General features: G+C 67.2%; 20 protein-coding genes. 11 read left to right on the forward strand and 9 right to left on the reverse strand.

Going from position 1 to position 14,986, the window contains the following annotated elements; genetic code table 11:
• Nucleotides 1-171: 171 nt before the first annotated feature.
• A complete protein-coding gene (locus tag E8M01_RS32275) occupies nucleotides 172-732 on the reverse strand; it encodes a hypothetical protein (RefSeq protein ID WP_136963913.1) in 561 nt (186 codons plus the stop codon).
• A gap of 39 nt (nucleotides 733-771) precedes the next feature.
• Nucleotides 772-1,083: a PepSY domain-containing protein gene (locus tag E8M01_RS32280; RefSeq protein WP_136963914.1), complete on the reverse strand. Its 312-nt coding sequence runs from the start codon at nucleotides 1,081-1,083 to the stop codon at nucleotides 772-774.
• A 179-nt stretch (nucleotides 1,084-1,262) separates the two neighbouring features.
• Between E8M01_RS32280 and E8M01_RS32285 the strand changes: the two genes are divergently transcribed.
• Both E8M01_RS32285 and E8M01_RS32290 read left to right on the forward strand, forming a co-directional pair.
• Nucleotides 1,263-1,532, forward strand: a complete 270-nt coding sequence (locus tag E8M01_RS32285; protein WP_136963915.1) for a hypothetical protein — start codon at nucleotides 1,263-1,265, stop codon at nucleotides 1,530-1,532.
• Nucleotides 1,533-1,595: 63 nt separating this feature from the next.
• Nucleotides 1,596-1,784, forward strand: a complete 189-nt coding sequence (locus tag E8M01_RS32290) for a DUF3008 family protein (protein WP_136963916.1) — start codon at nucleotides 1,596-1,598, stop codon at nucleotides 1,782-1,784.
• Between the two features lie 234 nt (nucleotides 1,785-2,018).
• Here the strand turns inward: E8M01_RS32290 and ku (E8M01_RS32295) are convergent, their stop codons facing one another.
• Complete coding sequence (ku, locus tag E8M01_RS32295) at nucleotides 2,019-2,849, reverse strand: non-homologous end joining protein Ku (RefSeq protein WP_136963917.1); 831 nt, start codon at nucleotides 2,847-2,849, stop codon at nucleotides 2,019-2,021.
• A gap of 151 nt (nucleotides 2,850-3,000) precedes the next feature.
• Between ku (E8M01_RS32295) and ku (E8M01_RS32300) the strand changes: the two genes are divergently transcribed.
• The 6 genes from ku (E8M01_RS32300) (at nucleotide 3,001) to E8M01_RS32330 (ending at nucleotide 7,704) form a co-directional block, all read left to right on the forward strand.
• The gene (gene ku, locus E8M01_RS32300; RefSeq protein WP_136963918.1) at nucleotides 3,001-3,927 is read left to right on the forward strand and encodes a non-homologous end joining protein Ku; all 927 of its coding nucleotides are present in this window, start codon (nucleotides 3,001-3,003) and stop codon (nucleotides 3,925-3,927) included.
• Nucleotides 3,928-4,294: 367 nt separating this feature from the next.
• On the forward strand, nucleotides 4,295-4,753 hold the full coding sequence (locus E8M01_RS32305) for a hypothetical protein (RefSeq protein ID WP_136963919.1): 459 nt from the start codon (nucleotides 4,295-4,297) through the stop codon (nucleotides 4,751-4,753).
• Nucleotides 4,754-4,957: 204 nt separating this feature from the next.
• The gene (locus tag E8M01_RS32310) at nucleotides 4,958-5,551 is read left to right on the forward strand and encodes a PRC-barrel domain-containing protein (RefSeq protein WP_170182166.1); all 594 of its coding nucleotides are present in this window, start codon (nucleotides 4,958-4,960) and stop codon (nucleotides 5,549-5,551) included.
• An 18-nt stretch (nucleotides 5,552-5,569) separates the two neighbouring features.
• Nucleotides 5,570-6,340, forward strand: coding sequence for an exodeoxyribonuclease III (locus tag E8M01_RS32315; RefSeq protein WP_136963921.1), 771 nt, complete (start codon nucleotides 5,570-5,572; stop codon nucleotides 6,338-6,340).
• A 137-nt stretch (nucleotides 6,341-6,477) separates the two neighbouring features.
• Entirely contained in the window at nucleotides 6,478-6,918 is a 441-nt protein-coding gene (locus E8M01_RS32320; RefSeq protein WP_136963922.1) for a DUF1236 domain-containing protein, read from the forward strand.
• Nucleotides 6,919-7,197: 279 nt separating this feature from the next.
• A complete protein-coding gene (locus E8M01_RS32330; protein ID WP_136963924.1) occupies nucleotides 7,198-7,704 on the forward strand; it encodes a YciE/YciF ferroxidase family protein in 507 nt (168 codons plus the stop codon).
• A gap of 243 nt (nucleotides 7,705-7,947) precedes the next feature.
• On the opposite strand, the gene E8M01_RS35205 is transcribed toward E8M01_RS32330, so the two are convergent.
• Nucleotides 7,948-8,106 (reverse strand): hypothetical protein, encoded by a 159-nt coding sequence (locus E8M01_RS35205; protein WP_170182167.1) that lies wholly within the window; start codon nucleotides 8,104-8,106, stop codon nucleotides 7,948-7,950.
• 110 nt (nucleotides 8,107-8,216) lie between these two features.
• Nucleotides 8,217-8,447, reverse strand: a complete 231-nt coding sequence (locus E8M01_RS32335; protein ID WP_136963925.1) for a hypothetical protein — start codon at nucleotides 8,445-8,447, stop codon at nucleotides 8,217-8,219.
• 201 nt (nucleotides 8,448-8,648) lie between these two features.
• Between E8M01_RS32335 and E8M01_RS32340 the strand changes: the two genes are divergently transcribed.
• Nucleotides 8,649-9,014, forward strand: coding sequence for a hypothetical protein (locus E8M01_RS32340; protein ID WP_136963926.1), 366 nt, complete (start codon nucleotides 8,649-8,651; stop codon nucleotides 9,012-9,014).
• Nucleotides 9,015-9,047: 33 nt separating this feature from the next.
• Here E8M01_RS32340 and ligD read toward each other — a convergent pair whose 3' ends face one another.
• Both ligD and E8M01_RS32350 read right to left on the reverse strand, forming a co-directional pair.
• Nucleotides 9,048-11,600 (reverse strand): DNA ligase D, encoded by a 2,553-nt coding sequence (gene ligD / locus E8M01_RS32345; RefSeq protein ID WP_136963927.1) that lies wholly within the window; start codon nucleotides 11,598-11,600, stop codon nucleotides 9,048-9,050.
• 30 nt (nucleotides 11,601-11,630) lie between these two features.
• A complete protein-coding gene (locus E8M01_RS32350; RefSeq protein ID WP_170182168.1) occupies nucleotides 11,631-12,617 on the reverse strand; it encodes a sensor histidine kinase in 987 nt (328 codons plus the stop codon).
• A gap of 341 nt (nucleotides 12,618-12,958) precedes the next feature.
• Between E8M01_RS32350 and E8M01_RS32355 the strand changes: the two genes are divergently transcribed.
• Nucleotides 12,959-13,708, forward strand: coding sequence for a TerB family tellurite resistance protein (locus E8M01_RS32355; RefSeq protein WP_170182169.1), 750 nt, complete (start codon nucleotides 12,959-12,961; stop codon nucleotides 13,706-13,708).
• Between the two features lie 233 nt (nucleotides 13,709-13,941).
• Here the strand turns inward: E8M01_RS32355 and E8M01_RS32360 are convergent, their stop codons facing one another.
• Nucleotides 13,942-14,142 (reverse strand): hypothetical protein, encoded by a 201-nt coding sequence (locus E8M01_RS32360; RefSeq protein ID WP_136963930.1) that lies wholly within the window; start codon nucleotides 14,140-14,142, stop codon nucleotides 13,942-13,944.
• 212 nt (nucleotides 14,143-14,354) lie between these two features.
• Between E8M01_RS32360 and E8M01_RS32365 the strand changes: the two genes are divergently transcribed.
• Entirely contained in the window at nucleotides 14,355-14,609 is a 255-nt protein-coding gene (locus E8M01_RS32365) for a hypothetical protein (protein WP_136963931.1), read from the forward strand.
• Nucleotides 14,610-14,633: 24 nt separating this feature from the next.
• Here E8M01_RS32365 and E8M01_RS32370 read toward each other — a convergent pair whose 3' ends face one another.
• Nucleotides 14,634-14,954, reverse strand: a complete 321-nt coding sequence (locus E8M01_RS32370) for a hypothetical protein (protein ID WP_136964943.1) — start codon at nucleotides 14,952-14,954, stop codon at nucleotides 14,634-14,636.
• Nucleotides 14,955-14,986 lie beyond the last annotated feature (32 nt).

Here is a 14,986-nt window from a genome sequence, read left to right on the forward strand (position 1 = left end):
GCCTGATCGCCGCTCCCGATAGAACGGCCCGGCACCGGTTTTGGTTCCGCCGTTGCGCGCGACGCAGCCTGCCCGAGCGCCTGCGCAAGCCTTGCCGCCGCCATCCGGATGCAGAACGGGCCGCCTTGATGGCGGCCCGTCGACGTCACGATGGATCCGGTCCCGGCCGGCTCAGATCGGATCGTTCGGATAGCGTCCGCTCCAGCCCTCGTCGCGCCATGTCCGATCCCGTTCGGCGAGACTGTAGGAGCCGCTATCGAGCACCGCCTTGATGCGGTTGCGATCGGCATCGGGGACACGGGCGTTGACCAGCGTGCCGCCGCGCCGAACACCCTCGGCATAGGCATGGGCATCACGCTCGTCGACGCCGGAACCGACCAGCGCCCCGACAATGCCGCCGGCAACGCCGACCGCCGTCGCGCCGACCAGGGTGGAGGCAAGCCAGCCCGCCGCAACCACCGGGCCGAGGCCCGGAATGGCAATGATGCCGAGACCGGCGAGCAGGCCGCCCGCCGCACCGGCCATCACGCCGAGGCCGGCGCCGGTGCCGGCGCCGTCAGCGGCCTCGGACGTGCCGGGATAACGATAGTCCGCATAGCCTGCCCGGTCGGCGCCGGCGTCGTTCGACACCAGGCTGATGTCGTTGGCGGGCACGCCCGCTGCCTTGACCCGCTCGACCGCGGCCGTGGCGTCGCCATAGGTGTCGTAAATCGCTGAAACCGTTGTGGTCATCATCGTCTCCTGAACTGTCTGAAGCCCGCAGACCGGGCGTTATTCGGCGCGGACATTGCCGCGGAAATCGACGCCGACGGTGACGGCGGCACCATTGCGCGTCGCCCGGCCGCGCCAGATGCCCTGGTCGTCTTTCTTCAATTCGCCGATGCCGGTGACGCCGGCCTGTTCGAGGCGCGCGCGGGCCTGGCCTTCGGTGAAACTGTTGGCGCCGGATTCGAGCGCGGTCGCGTTGATGGCCGCCGGCGGCGTCGGCGCCGTCGTGCCGGTGGTTGCCGGCGCGGTCTGGGCGGCGGCGGCGCTGATCGCGGCGATCGACAGCGCCACGGCGGTGAAGGTCTTTCGGAACATCGCTTGTCTCCTGGCTTTGGGTGTGCCTGGAGAACGTGTCGTCAGCGGTAACGGTTCCGGCCCGCCGCACAATCGCGCCGCCGATCGACGGGCCCGGACAAAAAAGCCGCCGGTCGGGAACGCCTCGCTCCGCCATTGGTTTTGTCTGTCAATTGGTCCCATCAGACTCAGGAGGCCGGATGGCTGAGATATCCCTGTTCGAACCTCTGGAAGTCCAACCCGAAGACCTCGGCGAATTCGAGAAGCGCTTTCTGCTCGATGTCGCCGCTGGCGTTGTCCGGGTGGTCGATGCCGCGACGATCGGCAAGATGAAGAGCTACGGCCTGATCGTCGTGCTGAACCGCCATGTCAGGCTGACCGAGCGCGGCCACCTGTTCTGCAGGTCCTATACCGTCAAGCGGCCGGCCTTCGCCGACAGCACCGGCAAGGCGGTCCGAACGCCGCGCTGAAGCGGCATCGCCTGCGCGTCGCCGGCCACCGGCCGGCGGGCCGCCGAGCGTCAGGAGGCACCCATGCCGGCAAAATCCAAGGCACAGCAGAAGGCCGCCGGCGCCGCGCTGGCCGCCAAGCGCGGCGACATCAGCAAAAGCGAACTGAAAGGCGCCTCCAGGTCGATGGCCAGGTCGATGAGCGAGAAGGAACTCCACGACATGACCTCGACCAAGCGCAAGGGCAAACCGGAACACGTGTCGAAATCGTAATCGGGTGGCCGGAAGCGGGCCGGCGCGATCGCAAGACGGAACCCGGCCGACGGCGCGGCGTTTGCCTTGAGGCCGGCCGCCCGGGAGGTCCCGATGTCGTTGTCGTCGAGATTTTCCAGCATTGCCGGCGCGGTCGCCCGCGCCTCCGGTCCGCCGGCCGTCTTCATCGCGGCCGCGGCAAGATCCGCGCAAGACGATTTCGCTTGGCGCGCGGCGCGCCGACGCACCCCGCGTTCAACTGCGTTTCGGCCCGCCCCTGGGGGCCGATGTCCGCTCCGATTGCAGGCTTTTCTTCAGCGCGTCGAACAGGTTGACCACATTGCCCGGGCGCTCGGCGGCACTGCTCACGGCCGCCGTCCCGGCCTTTGCCCGCTTGGGCTTCTTTTTCGACCGGATCAGCTGCAACAATTGGTCCTGGATCGGATCCTTGACCATGCCCGGATCCCAGTCCGCGGTTCGCTGGGCGATGACCTTCTTGATCATGCCCATCAGCGCGGTGTCCGGCTTGGCCGTCCTGATCCCTGCGAAATAATCCTTGTCGTCGCGCACCTCGTCGCCATAACGCAGCGTCCACAGCACGATGCCGGAATCGCGCGGTTCCAGCATCACCGCGCGCTCCCGCCGATAGAGAACCAGCCGCGAAATGCCGACCATGCCGGTCGCCGCCATGGCGTCGCGGATGACCGAATAGGCCTCCTCGCCGACCGGCTCGTTGGGCACCAGGTAATGCGGCTTGTCCTGGTAGATCCAGGCAATGGAATCGCGTTCGACAAAGGTGTCGATGTCGATCGTGCGGGTGCTCTCCAGCGCCACGTCTTCCAGCTCGTCGTCTTCCAGCATGACATAGTCGTCGGCGCCGGTCTGATAACCCTTGACCTCATTGTCCTCAGCCACCGGCTTGCCGGTGACCGCATCGACGTAGCGGCTCTCGACCCGATGGCCGGTGGCGCGGTTGAGCGTATGAAAGCGCACCTTCTCGCCTTCCGTGGTCGCCGGCAGCATCGCGACCGGACAGGTGACCAGAGACAGTTTCAGATAGCCCTTCCAGAACGATCGGGGTGCCATGATCAGCCTCGATGCCGGCCGGCGAAGCGCCGCCGCGATCTGTGACCAACGCCTGCGGCGCGCGGCGGTTCCCTCGCCCCGGAACATCGCGGCGGCGCGGGCGTTGGGTTTGGCAAGTCATGTGGTGTCAAGTCATGTGGAGTGCTGCGTCATGCCCTTGCCCAGAGCCAACTGGAAAGGCCATCTGAAGATCGGCGAGCTGAACTGCGCCGTGGCCCTGTTCTCCGCCGCCTTGGCCTCGGAGCGGATCGCCTTCCACATCCTCAATCGCAAGACCGGCAACCGCATCCGCCGGGAATTCATCGATCCGGCGACCGGCAAGCCGGTCGATCGCGATGATCAGGTCAAGGGTTACGAGGTCTCGCCCGACGACTATGTCGTTCTGGAGCCGGACGAAGTGGCGAGCGTCGTGCCGGACAGCGACAAGACGCTGGCGATCAAATCCTTCATTCCTTGCGACCAGGTCGACACCGTCTATTTCGACAAGCCTTATTATCTCGCTCCAGCGAACGCGATGGCGGATGACGCCTTTGCGGTGCTGCGCGACGGCATGGCGACCGGCAAGGTCGTGGCGCTTGCCCGGGCCATCCTGTTCCGGCGCGTGCGGACGCTGCTGATCCGGCCGGAGGGTACCGGCCTGATCGCCCATACACTGAAATTCGACTATGAGATCCGGCCGGCGAAAGAGGCCTTCGACGACATCCCCGAGTTGAAGATCAAGGGCGAGATGCTCGATCTCGCCAAACACATCATCACGACCAAGAAGGGCCACTTCGACCCGGCAACCTTCGAAGACCGCTACGAGGCGGCGGTCGCCGACCTGGTGCGCGCGAAGATGGAGGGCCGTCCGGCCAAGCGCCGTCGCGCACCAGCCGAGGCCAAGGTCGTCGACCTCATGGAAGCGCTGCGCGCCAGCGCCGGGGCCAAGGCGCCGGCCCGCCGCGCGACAGCCGCCGGTGGCCGAGCCACGGCGGCCAAACCCAAGGCGACGTCCAAGCCCAAGACAACAGCCAAACCCAAGACAACAGCCAAACCCAACACAAAGATGCCGCGGAGCCGAGTCAAAAAAGCCGGCTAAGGGTCAAGGGGCCGGATTTCGGAACCAATCCCGGCAGGCGGCGTTCAGGCACTACCAGCCAGTGCAGGACAAACCGTTCCTGACCGCCCCCGCGCCCGGCGCGCGGGCTCCTTTTGGCTGAGCCCAAGGACACGCACCATGACGACAATGACGTTTCGAGGTCTGGTCAGTCTCGCGGCTTTGACCGTGCTGGTGATCGCTCCGCCAAGTCCGGCCTGGTCAGGCATGCTGAGCGGTCTGCCGCAACTGGGACTGTCGCCCGGCGGCGGCTTCGTGCCGGTCCAAATGCCCGGCCGGCCCGCGACGCCGGGTGACGCACCGGCCGTTCCGGGCGTCCCGACCGCGCCGGGCGCCCCGAGCGCCGGCGGTGGCGACCCTCAACAAGGACGCGGATCCCGCGGTGGCGGCGACGGACGCGGACCAGGCGGCGGCGGTCCCGGCGGCGGCCAGGGAGCCCAGCAAGGCGGCGGCGAAAGACGTGGCCCTGGTGCCGGCGGGCCGGGCGGCCAAGGAGGGGCACAAGGCGGCGGCCTTCCCTCGCCCGGATCGTTCAGCGGCGGCCGTGTCCGCGAGGGCGGCGATGCCGACCGCGGCGGCCGGGGTGGCCGCGGCGACGGTGATCGCGGCGGTCGTGGCGACGGCGACCGGGGCGGTCGTGGTGACGGCGACCGCGGCGGTCGTGGCAATTGGCAGCAGGGTGGCGGTGACGGCGAACGTGCCGGCCGCGGCGGCTGGGACCGCCGGGGCGACTGGGAACGGTCCCGGCCACGCCGCTATCATGGCCGCGTCTATCGTGGTCATGACGCGCCCTATTGCTGGACGGTGAGGCGCTGGGTCGAAACGCCTTATGGCCCGCGCCGGCGCATCGTGCGGGTCTGCCGCTGAGCACGGCCTTTCAGTTCCCCGGCCCGTTCGATCTGTCCGGGCCGGGAACCTCGGGTTCGGCCGTGCGTTGAGGCATTTCCACGGCCCTCGCGCTGGCGGGCGCGCGAAGGAGAGCCCGACAGCGCGCGGCAAACCGGAGACAGCAATGGTGAGCAAGATCCTGATGACGGCGGCCGCGGCCCTGCTGCTGGCGGGCGGCGTTCGCGCCCAGGCGCCGGCCCCCGCGCCGGTGCCGGCCCCTGCCCCCCAGACCGCTCCGAACGTGACGCCAGCCCCCGGAGCGCCCGCGGCGCGGGCGCCGGTGCAGCCAACCACGCTCAGCCCTGGCGAAATCACCGTCACCAGCGTCCTGGGTGTCAAGATTTATGTCCCGAAGCCGGGCACGCCGGCGGCCAATGCGGCGGCCAACCGGCCGAGCGACGCGCCGATATCGCCCACTGCATCCGGCGCGCCGGCGCGCAATACGATGATCCTGACCCTGTCGGAGACCGACTGGACCGCGCTACGCGAGCACCACGACAGCATTGGTGACGTCAACAATATCGTGCTCGACAATGGCGGCCGGGTACGCCAGGTCGTGCTCGGCGTCGGCGGTTTCCTCGGCATTGGCGAGAAGGCCGTTGCCGTCGACTGGAGCCATATCAACTGGATGCGCGATCCCAGCGGACATTTGCTCGGCATCGTCCTGCGCACCAAGCAGCAGTTGGAAGCAGCGCCGCGATTCGTCGACCGGAGCTAGGCTGCTGATGCTCCGGCGATGAAGATCGCGACCTTCAACATCAACGGCATCAACGGCCGGCTGGAGCAATTGCTCGCCTGGCTCGCGCTGACCGGCCCGGACGTCGTTTGCCTGCAGGAACTGAAGTGCTCCGGTCCGAAATTCCCGGCGCCGGCGCTGGCCGAGGCCGGTTATGGCGCGGTCTCCGCCTGTGACCGGGGTTTCAACGGCGTGGCGATCCTGGCCCGCGACACCGAGCCGGTGCTGATCCGCGACGCCTTGCCGGGATCATCCGATGACGGCCAAAGCCGCTATATCGAGGCCGCGGTCGGCGGCATCGTCATCGCCTCGCTCTATCTGCCGAACGGCAACCCGCAGCCGGGACCGAAATTTACCTACAAGCTCGCCTGGTTCGAGCGCCTGATCAGCCATGCCGCCGGATTGAAGGCGGCCGGCGTTCCCGTGGTTCTCGCCGGCGACTACAATGTCGTGCCGACCGATCTGGATATCTATCCAACCAGGTCCTGGACCGACAACGCCCTGCTGCAGCCGGAGAGCCGCCAGGCCTATCGCCGGCTGGTCGGGCAAGGCTGGGTCGACGCGCTCAGGCGGCTGTTTCCCAAGGAACGGATCTACACCTTCTGGGACTACAAGCGGAACCGCTGGCAACGCGATGCCGGCCTCAGGATCGATCATCTTCTGCTCAGCCGCGATCTGGCGAAACGACTGGTCGAGGCTGGCGTCGACCGGGCGGTGCGCGGGCTGCCACGGGCCAGCGATCATGCCCCGGTCTGGATCCGGCTGCGCTGATGCCAGGCGTGCGCCCGCCCGCCCGGGGCCCCGCTTTTTTTTCGCACCCGGAGCGAACTCCGCAGCGATCGGACACGTTCCACCTCGGTCCATGCAGTGCATGGCAATGTCGCCTGAAGCCTGAGGAGATGGTTGATATGAAACGTTATTCTCTCGCGAAGATGACTGTCCTGAGTATCGTCCTGGCGCCGGGCCTCGCCTTGGCCCAGGTCGTTGAACCCGCGCCGCCTCCGGGCGTGCCGCCGGGCGTCGGCGCGGGTGCCGCAACCGGCGCCGTCGGCGGCGCCATCGTCGGTGGCCCGGTCGGTGCCGCGGTTGGCGGCGTCGCCGGCGCGGTTGTCGGCGGCATCGCCGAAGCCTCGCGTCCGCAGTTCCGCAGCTATGTGGTCGAACGGCGTCATCCGTCCTACCGCTACTCGTCCGAGGTCGTCGTCGGCGCCGAGCTGCCGGCCTCCGGCGTGACCTACTACCAGGTGCCGCGTCAGTTCGGCGAGGTCGAGTACCGCTACACGATCGTCAACGACCGCACCGTGCTGGTCGATCCGCGGACACGGCGGATCATCCAGATCGTCGACTGAGCCGGTTCCGGTTTGTCGGCAGGGGCGGTCTCGCGCCCGCGCGACGGCCGCCGTCCGGCGTCCCGCCGGCAATCCGTCCGGCGGGACGCCAAGGCCCCAAGGGCACCAAGTCCAACCGCACCAAGTCCAACCGCACCAAGTCCAACCGCACCAAGTCCAACCGCATCAAGTCTAACGGCATCCGCCAGGAACTTGTCCGGCGACGCGCACGTTAGATCCATGACGTCTCGCATGGAGACGCCTTCCCGCTTTTCTTCCCACGCCGACAGGAGGTCGATCATGGGCTGGTTTTCCAAGGACATTCAAACCATGGACGATCTGTTCGTCCATACCTTGCGCGACATCTATTATGCCGAGCATCAGATCGTCAAAGCCCTGCCCTCGATGATCGACAAGACCACCGATCCGCAGTTGCGCGACAGCTTTTCCATGCATCTGAAGGAAACCCACGGCCATGTGAAGCGGCTGGAAGAGGTGTTCCGGATGCATGGGGTCGAGGCCGGCGGCGTCGATTGCCCGGCGATCGACGGCATTCTCGAAGAGGCTGACGATATCGTCGGCGACGTTGCCGACAAACGCGTGCTGGATGCGGCGCTGATCGCCGCGGCCCAGTCCGTCGAGCATTACGAGATGACCCGCTACGGCACGCTGATTGCCTGGGCCAAGCAGCTCGGCCGCAATGACTGCGCCAGCCTGCTCCAGAAGAACCTCGACGAGGAAAAGGCGACCGACCGGAGATTGACCGAGATCGCCGAGGCCAAGGTCAACCTGCGCGCCGCCAGCTGAGCGCTGCGCCGACTTGAGAAATCCCCCGCTTCGCGCCGAAGCGGGGGAGCTTGTTTTGGCTCAAGCGCCGCCCGCGGCGCCGGCCTGGCCGGGCTTTCGTCGCGGCGGTTCTTGCAAGACCTGAAGGCTCCGGCGGGCTCGTCCATGCGCATTTCGCATGGTCGGTTCGCCTTGATGGCGCGCCCCTGCGAGGAACCGTCGCGACGCGGCCGGCGTTTGGTTCAGAGCGCGGCGCGGCGCCGCTCAGGCGGCGAACTGGCGCTCGCGATAGAGGATTCGCCTGGCTTCCGCCCGGTAGGCTTCGCGCGCCACTTCGGACAATTCGCTCCAGGTCACATTGGTCAGGCATTCCCGCAGAAAAATCTTCTTGGCGAGCCGTTCGACATCGGACAACGCAAACATTTCCAGTCGCCTTTCATGCTTCAGGCGGCGATCACAGCCTATCCGATCGCCACCTTCGGGCGGTCAACGCGCAGGTGGGCTTGAGGTTCCCGCGCGACCGACGGGCCGCATCAGGCGACGGGTTTGCCGGCACCACGGGCGGCCGCGGTGATCGCTGCGACATCCCAGTTGCCGCGTTCGACCTCTTTCAGAATGGTGCGCGCGATGGCCTCGCGCGTCGGCTTGTCATCCGGGCCGACCGAACGCTCGGCGCAGACCGACATATAGATGACCTGCATCATAGCCAGTTCGTCAGGGGTAAAGGCGCCCCGGCTTTCGAGGTCGGGAATGATCGTCCGCATTGAAAGCCTCTTGCGTAGGTCCGGCAAGGTCGCGTGAATGCGCAGGCGCCTCGCGCCATGGACGGATCATCCTCGCACAGATCGACCGACAATTCGATGCGGACGCGTGTCGCGAGGCCCAATGCCGGCCCGTCATGTCGCGGCAGGGAACCCCTGCCCGAGACGGGCCGTTACCTCCAACAGACATCAGGAGGACGGGTCATGGGTTGGAACGATCACGAACAGGCGTCCGGACCGGACGCGGGGGCGTTGCGGCGCCGGATCGAGGCGGGTCGCTTTGTCGAGGGCTCCGAGGAATATCTGGTCGCCGACCAGGTCGCCCGCGAGGGCATCGGCTCGCTGAGCGATCGTCAACGCGGCATCTTCGACAGTGCGATCCAGCCGATCCTCGACGAGCCGGACGATCCGCCGCCCGCCGCAAGCGATCTCGGCAACCAGATCGACGGCCCGATGGCCGATGACGGTTCGGTCGAGCCCGGGCAGGATGCCGAAGGCGACGGCGACGACGAGGTCGACGAAATCCATGATGCGCCGACAATCCAGCCGCCGGATTTTGGTCGCGATTGACGGCGGCCGGCGACGCCAGGTCGCCTGATCACCCTATTTGCGCCGCAGCGGCTTGGCCGCGGCGCGGAAATCGCGCCAGGGCGCGGCCTTCAGGATCGCCTTCAGCAGATCCGAACCGACCTGATAATCCGCCGGGCCGATCCCCTTCTCGACCGCCTGCCACGGCACCGGCATGGCCACCGCCGATCCCGGCCGCGCGCGGGTGGAAAAGGGCGCGATCGCCGTCGCGCCGCGCCCGTTGCGCAGATAATCGATGAAGATCTTGCCCTTGCGGGCGCTTTTCGACAGCGTCGCCGTATAGGATTTCGGATCCGACTGCTCGAGCGCCTCGGCGAAGTCATGGGCGAAACTTTTCACCTCGGGCCATTCGGCCTGCGGCGCGAGCGGCATGACGACATGAAAGCCCTTGCCCCCGGAGGTCTTGGCAAAGCTTGAGAAACCGAGATCGGCCAGCCGGTCGCGCACCAGAAAGGCAGCCTCGCGCACACGCTCCGCCGACACCCCGGGATCGGGATCGAGATCGAAGATGACCTGGTCCGGCTTTTCGATGCTGTCCTTGGTCGAACCCCAGACATGGATCTCGACCACGCCAAGCTGGACCAGGGCGGCGAGCCCGTCGAAGTCGCGGATGAACAGCAGGTCCTCGCCGTCCTTCGGGTCCTTCACCGTGGCGATGGCCTCGTGCATGCCGGGCGATGCATGTTTCTGAAAGAAGGTTTGTTTGTCGATGCCGCTGGGCGCGCGCAAGAGGCTGAGCGGCCGGTCGAGCACATGCGCCCGCATCTGCGGCCAGACCGATTGGTAATAGCCCAGAAGGCCGCTTTTGGTGAGCCCGGTATCCGGCCACAACACCTTGTCCGGATTGCTCAGCACAACCTTGGTTTCGGGCGCCTTGGCCCTGGCCGGCACCTGCTGCCCGGCCCGCTTTTCGGGACCTTTCTTGCGACTTTCCGTTGGATGATCTCCGGCACGTTCCACGACAATCTCCCTGGCAGGCTTGTCCTCGCGCAGGCCCTTGAACGCCGCCTGGCGCAAGATCTTGCCGGCGGTCCAGCTGCGGAACTCCACCTCCGCCACCAGTTCGGGCCTGACCCAGACGACGCCTTTCTCGCGGGCGGCGGCGCCGGCAAGCGCCGAACCGGCTGTTCTCAGGACGTCGAGCCGCGCCCTGAGCTGGCCGATCGTCTTCGCACTGAAGCCGGTGCCGACCCGTCCCGCCGGCTTGAGCTCGCCATCCTCGTAATAGCCGACGACCAGCGATCTTAAGCCCCGCCCGGCGACTTTCGAAGGGACATAACCGGCAATGACGAATTCCTGGTTCAGCGTGCATTTCGATTTCAGCCAGTCACCGCCGCGGCCGCTGCGATAGGGCGCATCGGCGCGTTTCGAAATGATGCCTTCGAGGCCGAGCCGGCAGGCATGTTTCAGCATCACCTGGCCGGGCTCGCTGAAATCCTCGCTGTAGCGCAACTGCCCGGCGTCGGCCGCAGCCAGCAGGTCCTTCAGCCGTTCCTTCCGGGCGATCAGCGGATCCGGCCTGAGGTCACGGCCATCGAGATGCAGGAGATCGAAGGCGAAATAGACAAATCCCGCCGCCCGTTCTTCCGACAAGGCCTGCTGCAAGGCGGCAAACGACGAGATGCCGGCCTCGTTCATCACCACGATCTCGCCGTCGAGCAGGGTCGTTTCGCATGGCAGCGCCGACAGGGCCTTGGCCAGGCCGGCGCCGAACCTGGCCGTCCAGTCGAGGCCGGTGCGGGTCAGCAAGACGACCTTGCCCCGGTCGATGCGCGCCTCGATGCGATAGCCGTCGAACTTCACCTCGTGAAGCCATCCGGCACCCTCGCCCGGCGCCGGCTTCAGCCTCGCGAGGCAGGGTTCGACAAAGCCCGGCAGCGGATCGGACGCCGCTCGCCTGGTCGGCCTGGCCGGCCGCGGTTTCGCCTTGCCGGCCGGCGGTTTCGTCTTGCCGGCCGGCGGCTTGGCGGCGATCGGCCGCGTCGACGCCGCCCGGCCCGCCTCGACGTCTTCCACCGTCCGCCCCGACGCCACCGACGCTGGTTCGTCCGCCAGGATGTCGCCGTCCTCGCGCGCCGCCTGGTCGCGCACCTTGATCAGCAGCCAGTTGTCGCGCGTCTCGCCGCGCCGCGGCTTCAGCCGCACGAGATGCCAGGCCCCGTGCAGCTTGTGGCCCTCCAGGGTGAACGACAGATGCCCCTTGGCCAGGCCCTTGGCCGGATCGGCCTCGGGCATCCAGCGCCCCTCGTCCCAGACGATGACCGCGCCGCCGCCATATTGGCCTTTGGGAATCATCCCTTCGAACCCGCCATAATCGAGCGGGTGGTCCTCGACATGGACGGCCAGCCGTTTTTCGCCTGGATCGAGGCTCGGCCCCTTGGTCACCGCCCAGCTCCACAGCACGCCGTCCTGTTCGAGCCGCAGGTCGTAATGCAATCGCCGCGCGGCGTGCTTGTGCACGACGAAGGCCCCGCCGACCGCCTTCGTCCGGCGGGCCCTGCCTGTCCCCGAAGGCTCCGCGGTGCGGCTGAAGTCGCGCTTGGCGCGATAAAGGTCGAGCCCAGGCATCGTGCGTGATCTCCCTGGCGGGGCAGCCGGTCAGCGCGACAGGATCGAGGTCACCGGCGCTTCGAGCGACCAGTGCAGGCCGCGCGGCGCATAGATCATCGTCACTGCAGCGTGCAAGGTCGCCTCGGTCATGCGAACCAGGACCGAATGGCCAAATCCGTAATGAGCCGGCTGGCTCACCGGCGGCCCTCCGGCTTCGCGCCAGGTCAGGACGAACTGCTGCGGTTCGCCGGTGACAGCCCATTGCAAATGCACGGTGCCCCGGTCGTTCGACAGCGCGCCGAACTTGAGCGCGTTGGTCGAGAGTTCGTGCAGGGCCATGCCCAGCGCCTGCGCGCCGTTCGGCGACAGCATGAGTGGCGGGCCGTCCAGGTCGATGCGCGGGGCTTCGGCGCCGTCGACATGTTCCAGCTGCCTCTTGGCCAGCGCCCTGATCTCCACCCCCGCCCAATTGCCGTTGACCAGCAGATCCTGGCTCGCCGCCATGGACTGCAGGCGCCCGGACAATTCCTTGGCGAAGTCCTCCGACGACGAGCGCCTGATCGTCTGGCGGACGATTGCCTCGACGATCGCCAGCATGTTCTTCGAGCGGTGGGCGACCTCGCGCATGAGCATGTCGCGGATTTCTTCGCTCCTGCGCCGCGCGCTGATGTCCCGGGCGATCTTGGACGCCCCGATGACGACACCCTGGCTGTTGACGATCGGCGAAATCGTCACCGAGACATGGACGTCTTCGCCGCTTTTCCTGCGGCGGATGCTGGTGAACGTCTCGACGCGCTTGCCGGCCCGGATGGTGTCCAGGATGACCCGCTCTTCCGCGTGGCGATCCGGCGGGATCAGGCGTGTGATCGGCTCGCCGATGATCTCATCGGCCGAAAAGCCGAAGATCCTCTCGGCCGCGGGGTTCCACGAGGTGATGATACCGTCGAGATCCTTGCTGACGATCGCGTCGTCGGTCGAATCGACGATCGACGCCAGCAGCGCCCGATAGTCCAGTTGCGCTCGGGTCTGAGCCATGCCCGCCACCCCATTCCCATCCGTGAGCCGGAATTCAGAAGCAGGCGGCATCGTCGGGGTGGTTGCCAAGGAGCAGCAGGTGCCAGCCTGTCCCGGGAGCCGGGCTCTGTCATGTCAATCCGCAAATAGATCCAAAGTTCCAACGGCTTCCCCTTACGCCTTCACGGCCCCGATGGCGGCACGATCGAACCGGCAGGTCATGACCGGTTTCCCTGGCGATTTCGAAGGTTGTCGGCGGGGCGGATGACTCGCAGCCTCCGATGCCCGATGATCCAGCGATCGCACCATCGTCCTGCTCGGCGGCCGGGCCTGGTGCGGCGACAATGGCTTGGGGGACCGCCATGGCCACCCGCCCGATCACCCGCCCGCCACGGCCCGGCGCGGCCGACGCGCCCGACGCCTCGCTGCCGCCTATCGCGGCTGGCCGATCCTTCCTGATCGAGTATGAGGACGCCGCCGGCCGCCTGCAGCTCCGGCCGGTGACCGTCTGGTCCGTCAAGGTCGGCGCCGACGGTGTGCCGATCCTGGTCGTCCACAGTCACGATCGCCGGGCGCTGCGCTCGTTCCGTCTCGACCGGATCAAGGCGGTGGCCGATTTCGACGGCGTGGTTCAGGAACCGCTGGCCGACTTCTTCATGCAGGTGCTGGGGCTCGACTGGCCGGGGCCGAGCCATGGTCGGTCGGATGCCAAGCTTGCGGCCGATCGCTGGGCCGTCGTGCGCAAGGTGGCGCGCGAGGGTGGCCTGGTGCTGCTGGCGGCGATGGCGGCCGCCGACAGCCATGTGTCGGCCGAAGAGGTCCAGGTGATCCTCGATCATGCGCTGCGCACCTGCGCCGCGCAGGGCATCAGGCTGACGATCGCCGAAAGCGAGCGTCTGCGCACCTCGATCGGCCGCATGCGTCCGTCACCCGAGGCCGTCGACCGGGCCGTTGTTGCGCTGGCCGACGCCGACGCGGCCACCATCGCGGCCGTAATCGACGCCTGCCTCGCCATCGCCGACGCGGATGGCTTCCGGCACCACCGCGAAATGACCCTGCTGAACCGGCTGAGCTTCGGCCTGACCGGCAGGCGATTGCCAGGCGCGGCCTGAAGGCGGCCCGCGGCATTGCCGGGTCTGAAAAAAATGTCGCCCGGCATGGAACCAGTTGGGCCGCCGCCCGTTGACGCGCAGATCCGAACCGCGGCGAAGCGCGGCACCGAAGGAGGCGTCCATGGGTGTGCTCGATCACCTTTCGATGGTGATGATGATCGGCCTTGGCTTTCTGACCGGCGTTTTCGTCGCGGCGCAACGCCTGGTATTTTAGAGAAAACCGGCGGTTTCCGTCAGTTGATCGCCGGCGCGCCATCGGCCGCGATGGCGATGACATTGGCCTCGAAGATGACGATGGGGCGAAACCCGCTCGTCAGCAGTTCTTCCGTTGTCACATAGCCCTGTTCGACCAGTTCCGCGGCGAGATCGACGAGATCGCGGACGTCCCGTATCTGGATCGTTCCCGAGGTCGTCTGGACGGCATAATTGGCCATGGAATGCTCCTGTCGGCGGCCCGCGCAGGATTGCGCGTGTGCCGCCCTGGTCTCCTCCAACCAACCGCCGGGGCGATCCGTGGTTCCGGTCCAATCCCGGCCGAGCCGCGGCCGCAACTCCGACGCGCTCGCCGAACGAGCCGCATCCCGCTACTGTCTTTGGTGACCCTCGATCCGCACGCGGCCCCTCCCGCCTGAAAGGACTTCAAGGCATGCCAGATCCTGTCGACGACATCGCAACGCGCAGCTTTCCGCCGGCAGTTGTCCAGGCCATGCGCGAGGCCTATCGGGAGGCCTGTTCCGAACTCGGCCTGGGGCCCGAACAGACCGACCAGCATCGCGCCATCGCCGCCGCTATCCTGCACATGGTAGGGGCGGACGAGATCGACCAGGACGCCCTGGTGAAGACCGCCGTCGCCGCCGGCAAGGCCGCGGCGCCGCCCGCCGCGGAGCCGGATCCGGCCTGACCGGCGGAGCGGCCGGTGGTGCGGTCAGATCCCTGAGCTGGCGACGATATCGAGAACCTGAACGCTGTCGGGAAGCTCAAGGAGATAGTCCGCATCGCGCTCCAGATGGTGGATGCGGCGCGGGTCCTTGCCGGCGAAGCGCGACATGGCCTCGACCGATTCCCAATAGGAGATGGCGATGAAATGGCTTTCGGCATCGCGATCCTCGCGGAGCAGCTGGACCGCCATGGCCTTCTCCTCCAGCGGCTTGATGCCGTGCTCATAGAGATAGGCATGGTATTCGTCGGCTCTCGCCCGGCTGGTGCGCCCGCGCCAGATCCGGGCGATCTTCGGCTCGGCCTGCATGCTATCCACCGATCGGCTCCTTCACACAGGGT

This window comes from Phreatobacter stygius (assembly GCF_005144885.1).
GTDB classification, from domain to species: domain Bacteria; phylum Pseudomonadota; class Alphaproteobacteria; order Rhizobiales; family Phreatobacteraceae; genus Phreatobacter; species Phreatobacter stygius.

Coding starts and splice junctions, on each gene's coding strand:
- E8M01_RS32315 (WP_136963921.1), top strand. CDS start 5,570: ATGAAGATCGCGACCTTCAACATCAACGGCATCAACGGCCGGCTGGAG.
- E8M01_RS32335 (WP_136963925.1), bottom strand. CDS start 8,447: ATGCGGACGATCATTCCCGACCTCGAAAGCCGGGGCGCCTTTACCCCT.
- ku (WP_136963918.1), top strand. CDS start 3,001: ATGCCCTTGCCCAGAGCCAACTGGAAAGGCCATCTGAAGATCGGCGAG.
- E8M01_RS32355 (WP_170182169.1), top strand. CDS start 12,959: ATGGCCACCCGCCCGATCACCCGCCCGCCACGGCCCGGCGCGGCCGAC.
- E8M01_RS32340 (WP_136963926.1), top strand. CDS start 8,649: ATGGGTTGGAACGATCACGAACAGGCGTCCGGACCGGACGCGGGGGCG.
- ku (WP_136963917.1), bottom strand. CDS start 2,849: ATGGCACCCCGATCGTTCTGGAAGGGCTATCTGAAACTGTCTCTGGTC.
- E8M01_RS32280 (WP_136963914.1), bottom strand. CDS start 1,083: ATGTTCCGAAAGACCTTCACCGCCGTGGCGCTGTCGATCGCCGCGATC.
- E8M01_RS32285 (WP_136963915.1), top strand. CDS start 1,263: ATGGCTGAGATATCCCTGTTCGAACCTCTGGAAGTCCAACCCGAAGAC.
- E8M01_RS32365 (WP_136963931.1), top strand. CDS start 14,355: ATGCCAGATCCTGTCGACGACATCGCAACGCGCAGCTTTCCGCCGGCA.
- E8M01_RS32360 (WP_136963930.1), bottom strand. CDS start 14,142: ATGGCCAATTATGCCGTCCAGACGACCTCGGGAACGATCCAGATACGG.
- E8M01_RS35205 (WP_170182167.1), bottom strand. CDS start 8,106: ATGTTTGCGTTGTCCGATGTCGAACGGCTCGCCAAGAAGATTTTTCTG.
- E8M01_RS32275 (WP_136963913.1), bottom strand. CDS start 732: ATGACCACAACGGTTTCAGCGATTTACGACACCTATGGCGACGCCACG.
- E8M01_RS32320 (WP_136963922.1), top strand. CDS start 6,478: ATGAAACGTTATTCTCTCGCGAAGATGACTGTCCTGAGTATCGTCCTG.
- E8M01_RS32330 (WP_136963924.1), top strand. CDS start 7,198: ATGGGCTGGTTTTCCAAGGACATTCAAACCATGGACGATCTGTTCGTC.
- E8M01_RS32310 (WP_170182166.1), top strand. CDS start 4,958: ATGGTGAGCAAGATCCTGATGACGGCGGCCGCGGCCCTGCTGCTGGCG.
- ligD (WP_136963927.1), bottom strand. CDS start 11,600: ATGCCTGGGCTCGACCTTTATCGCGCCAAGCGCGACTTCAGCCGCACC.
- E8M01_RS32370 (WP_136964943.1), bottom strand. CDS start 14,954: ATGCAGGCCGAGCCGAAGATCGCCCGGATCTGGCGCGGGCGCACCAGC.
- E8M01_RS32350 (WP_170182168.1), bottom strand. CDS start 12,617: ATGGCTCAGACCCGAGCGCAACTGGACTATCGGGCGCTGCTGGCGTCG.
- E8M01_RS32290 (WP_136963916.1), top strand. CDS start 1,596: ATGCCGGCAAAATCCAAGGCACAGCAGAAGGCCGCCGGCGCCGCGCTG.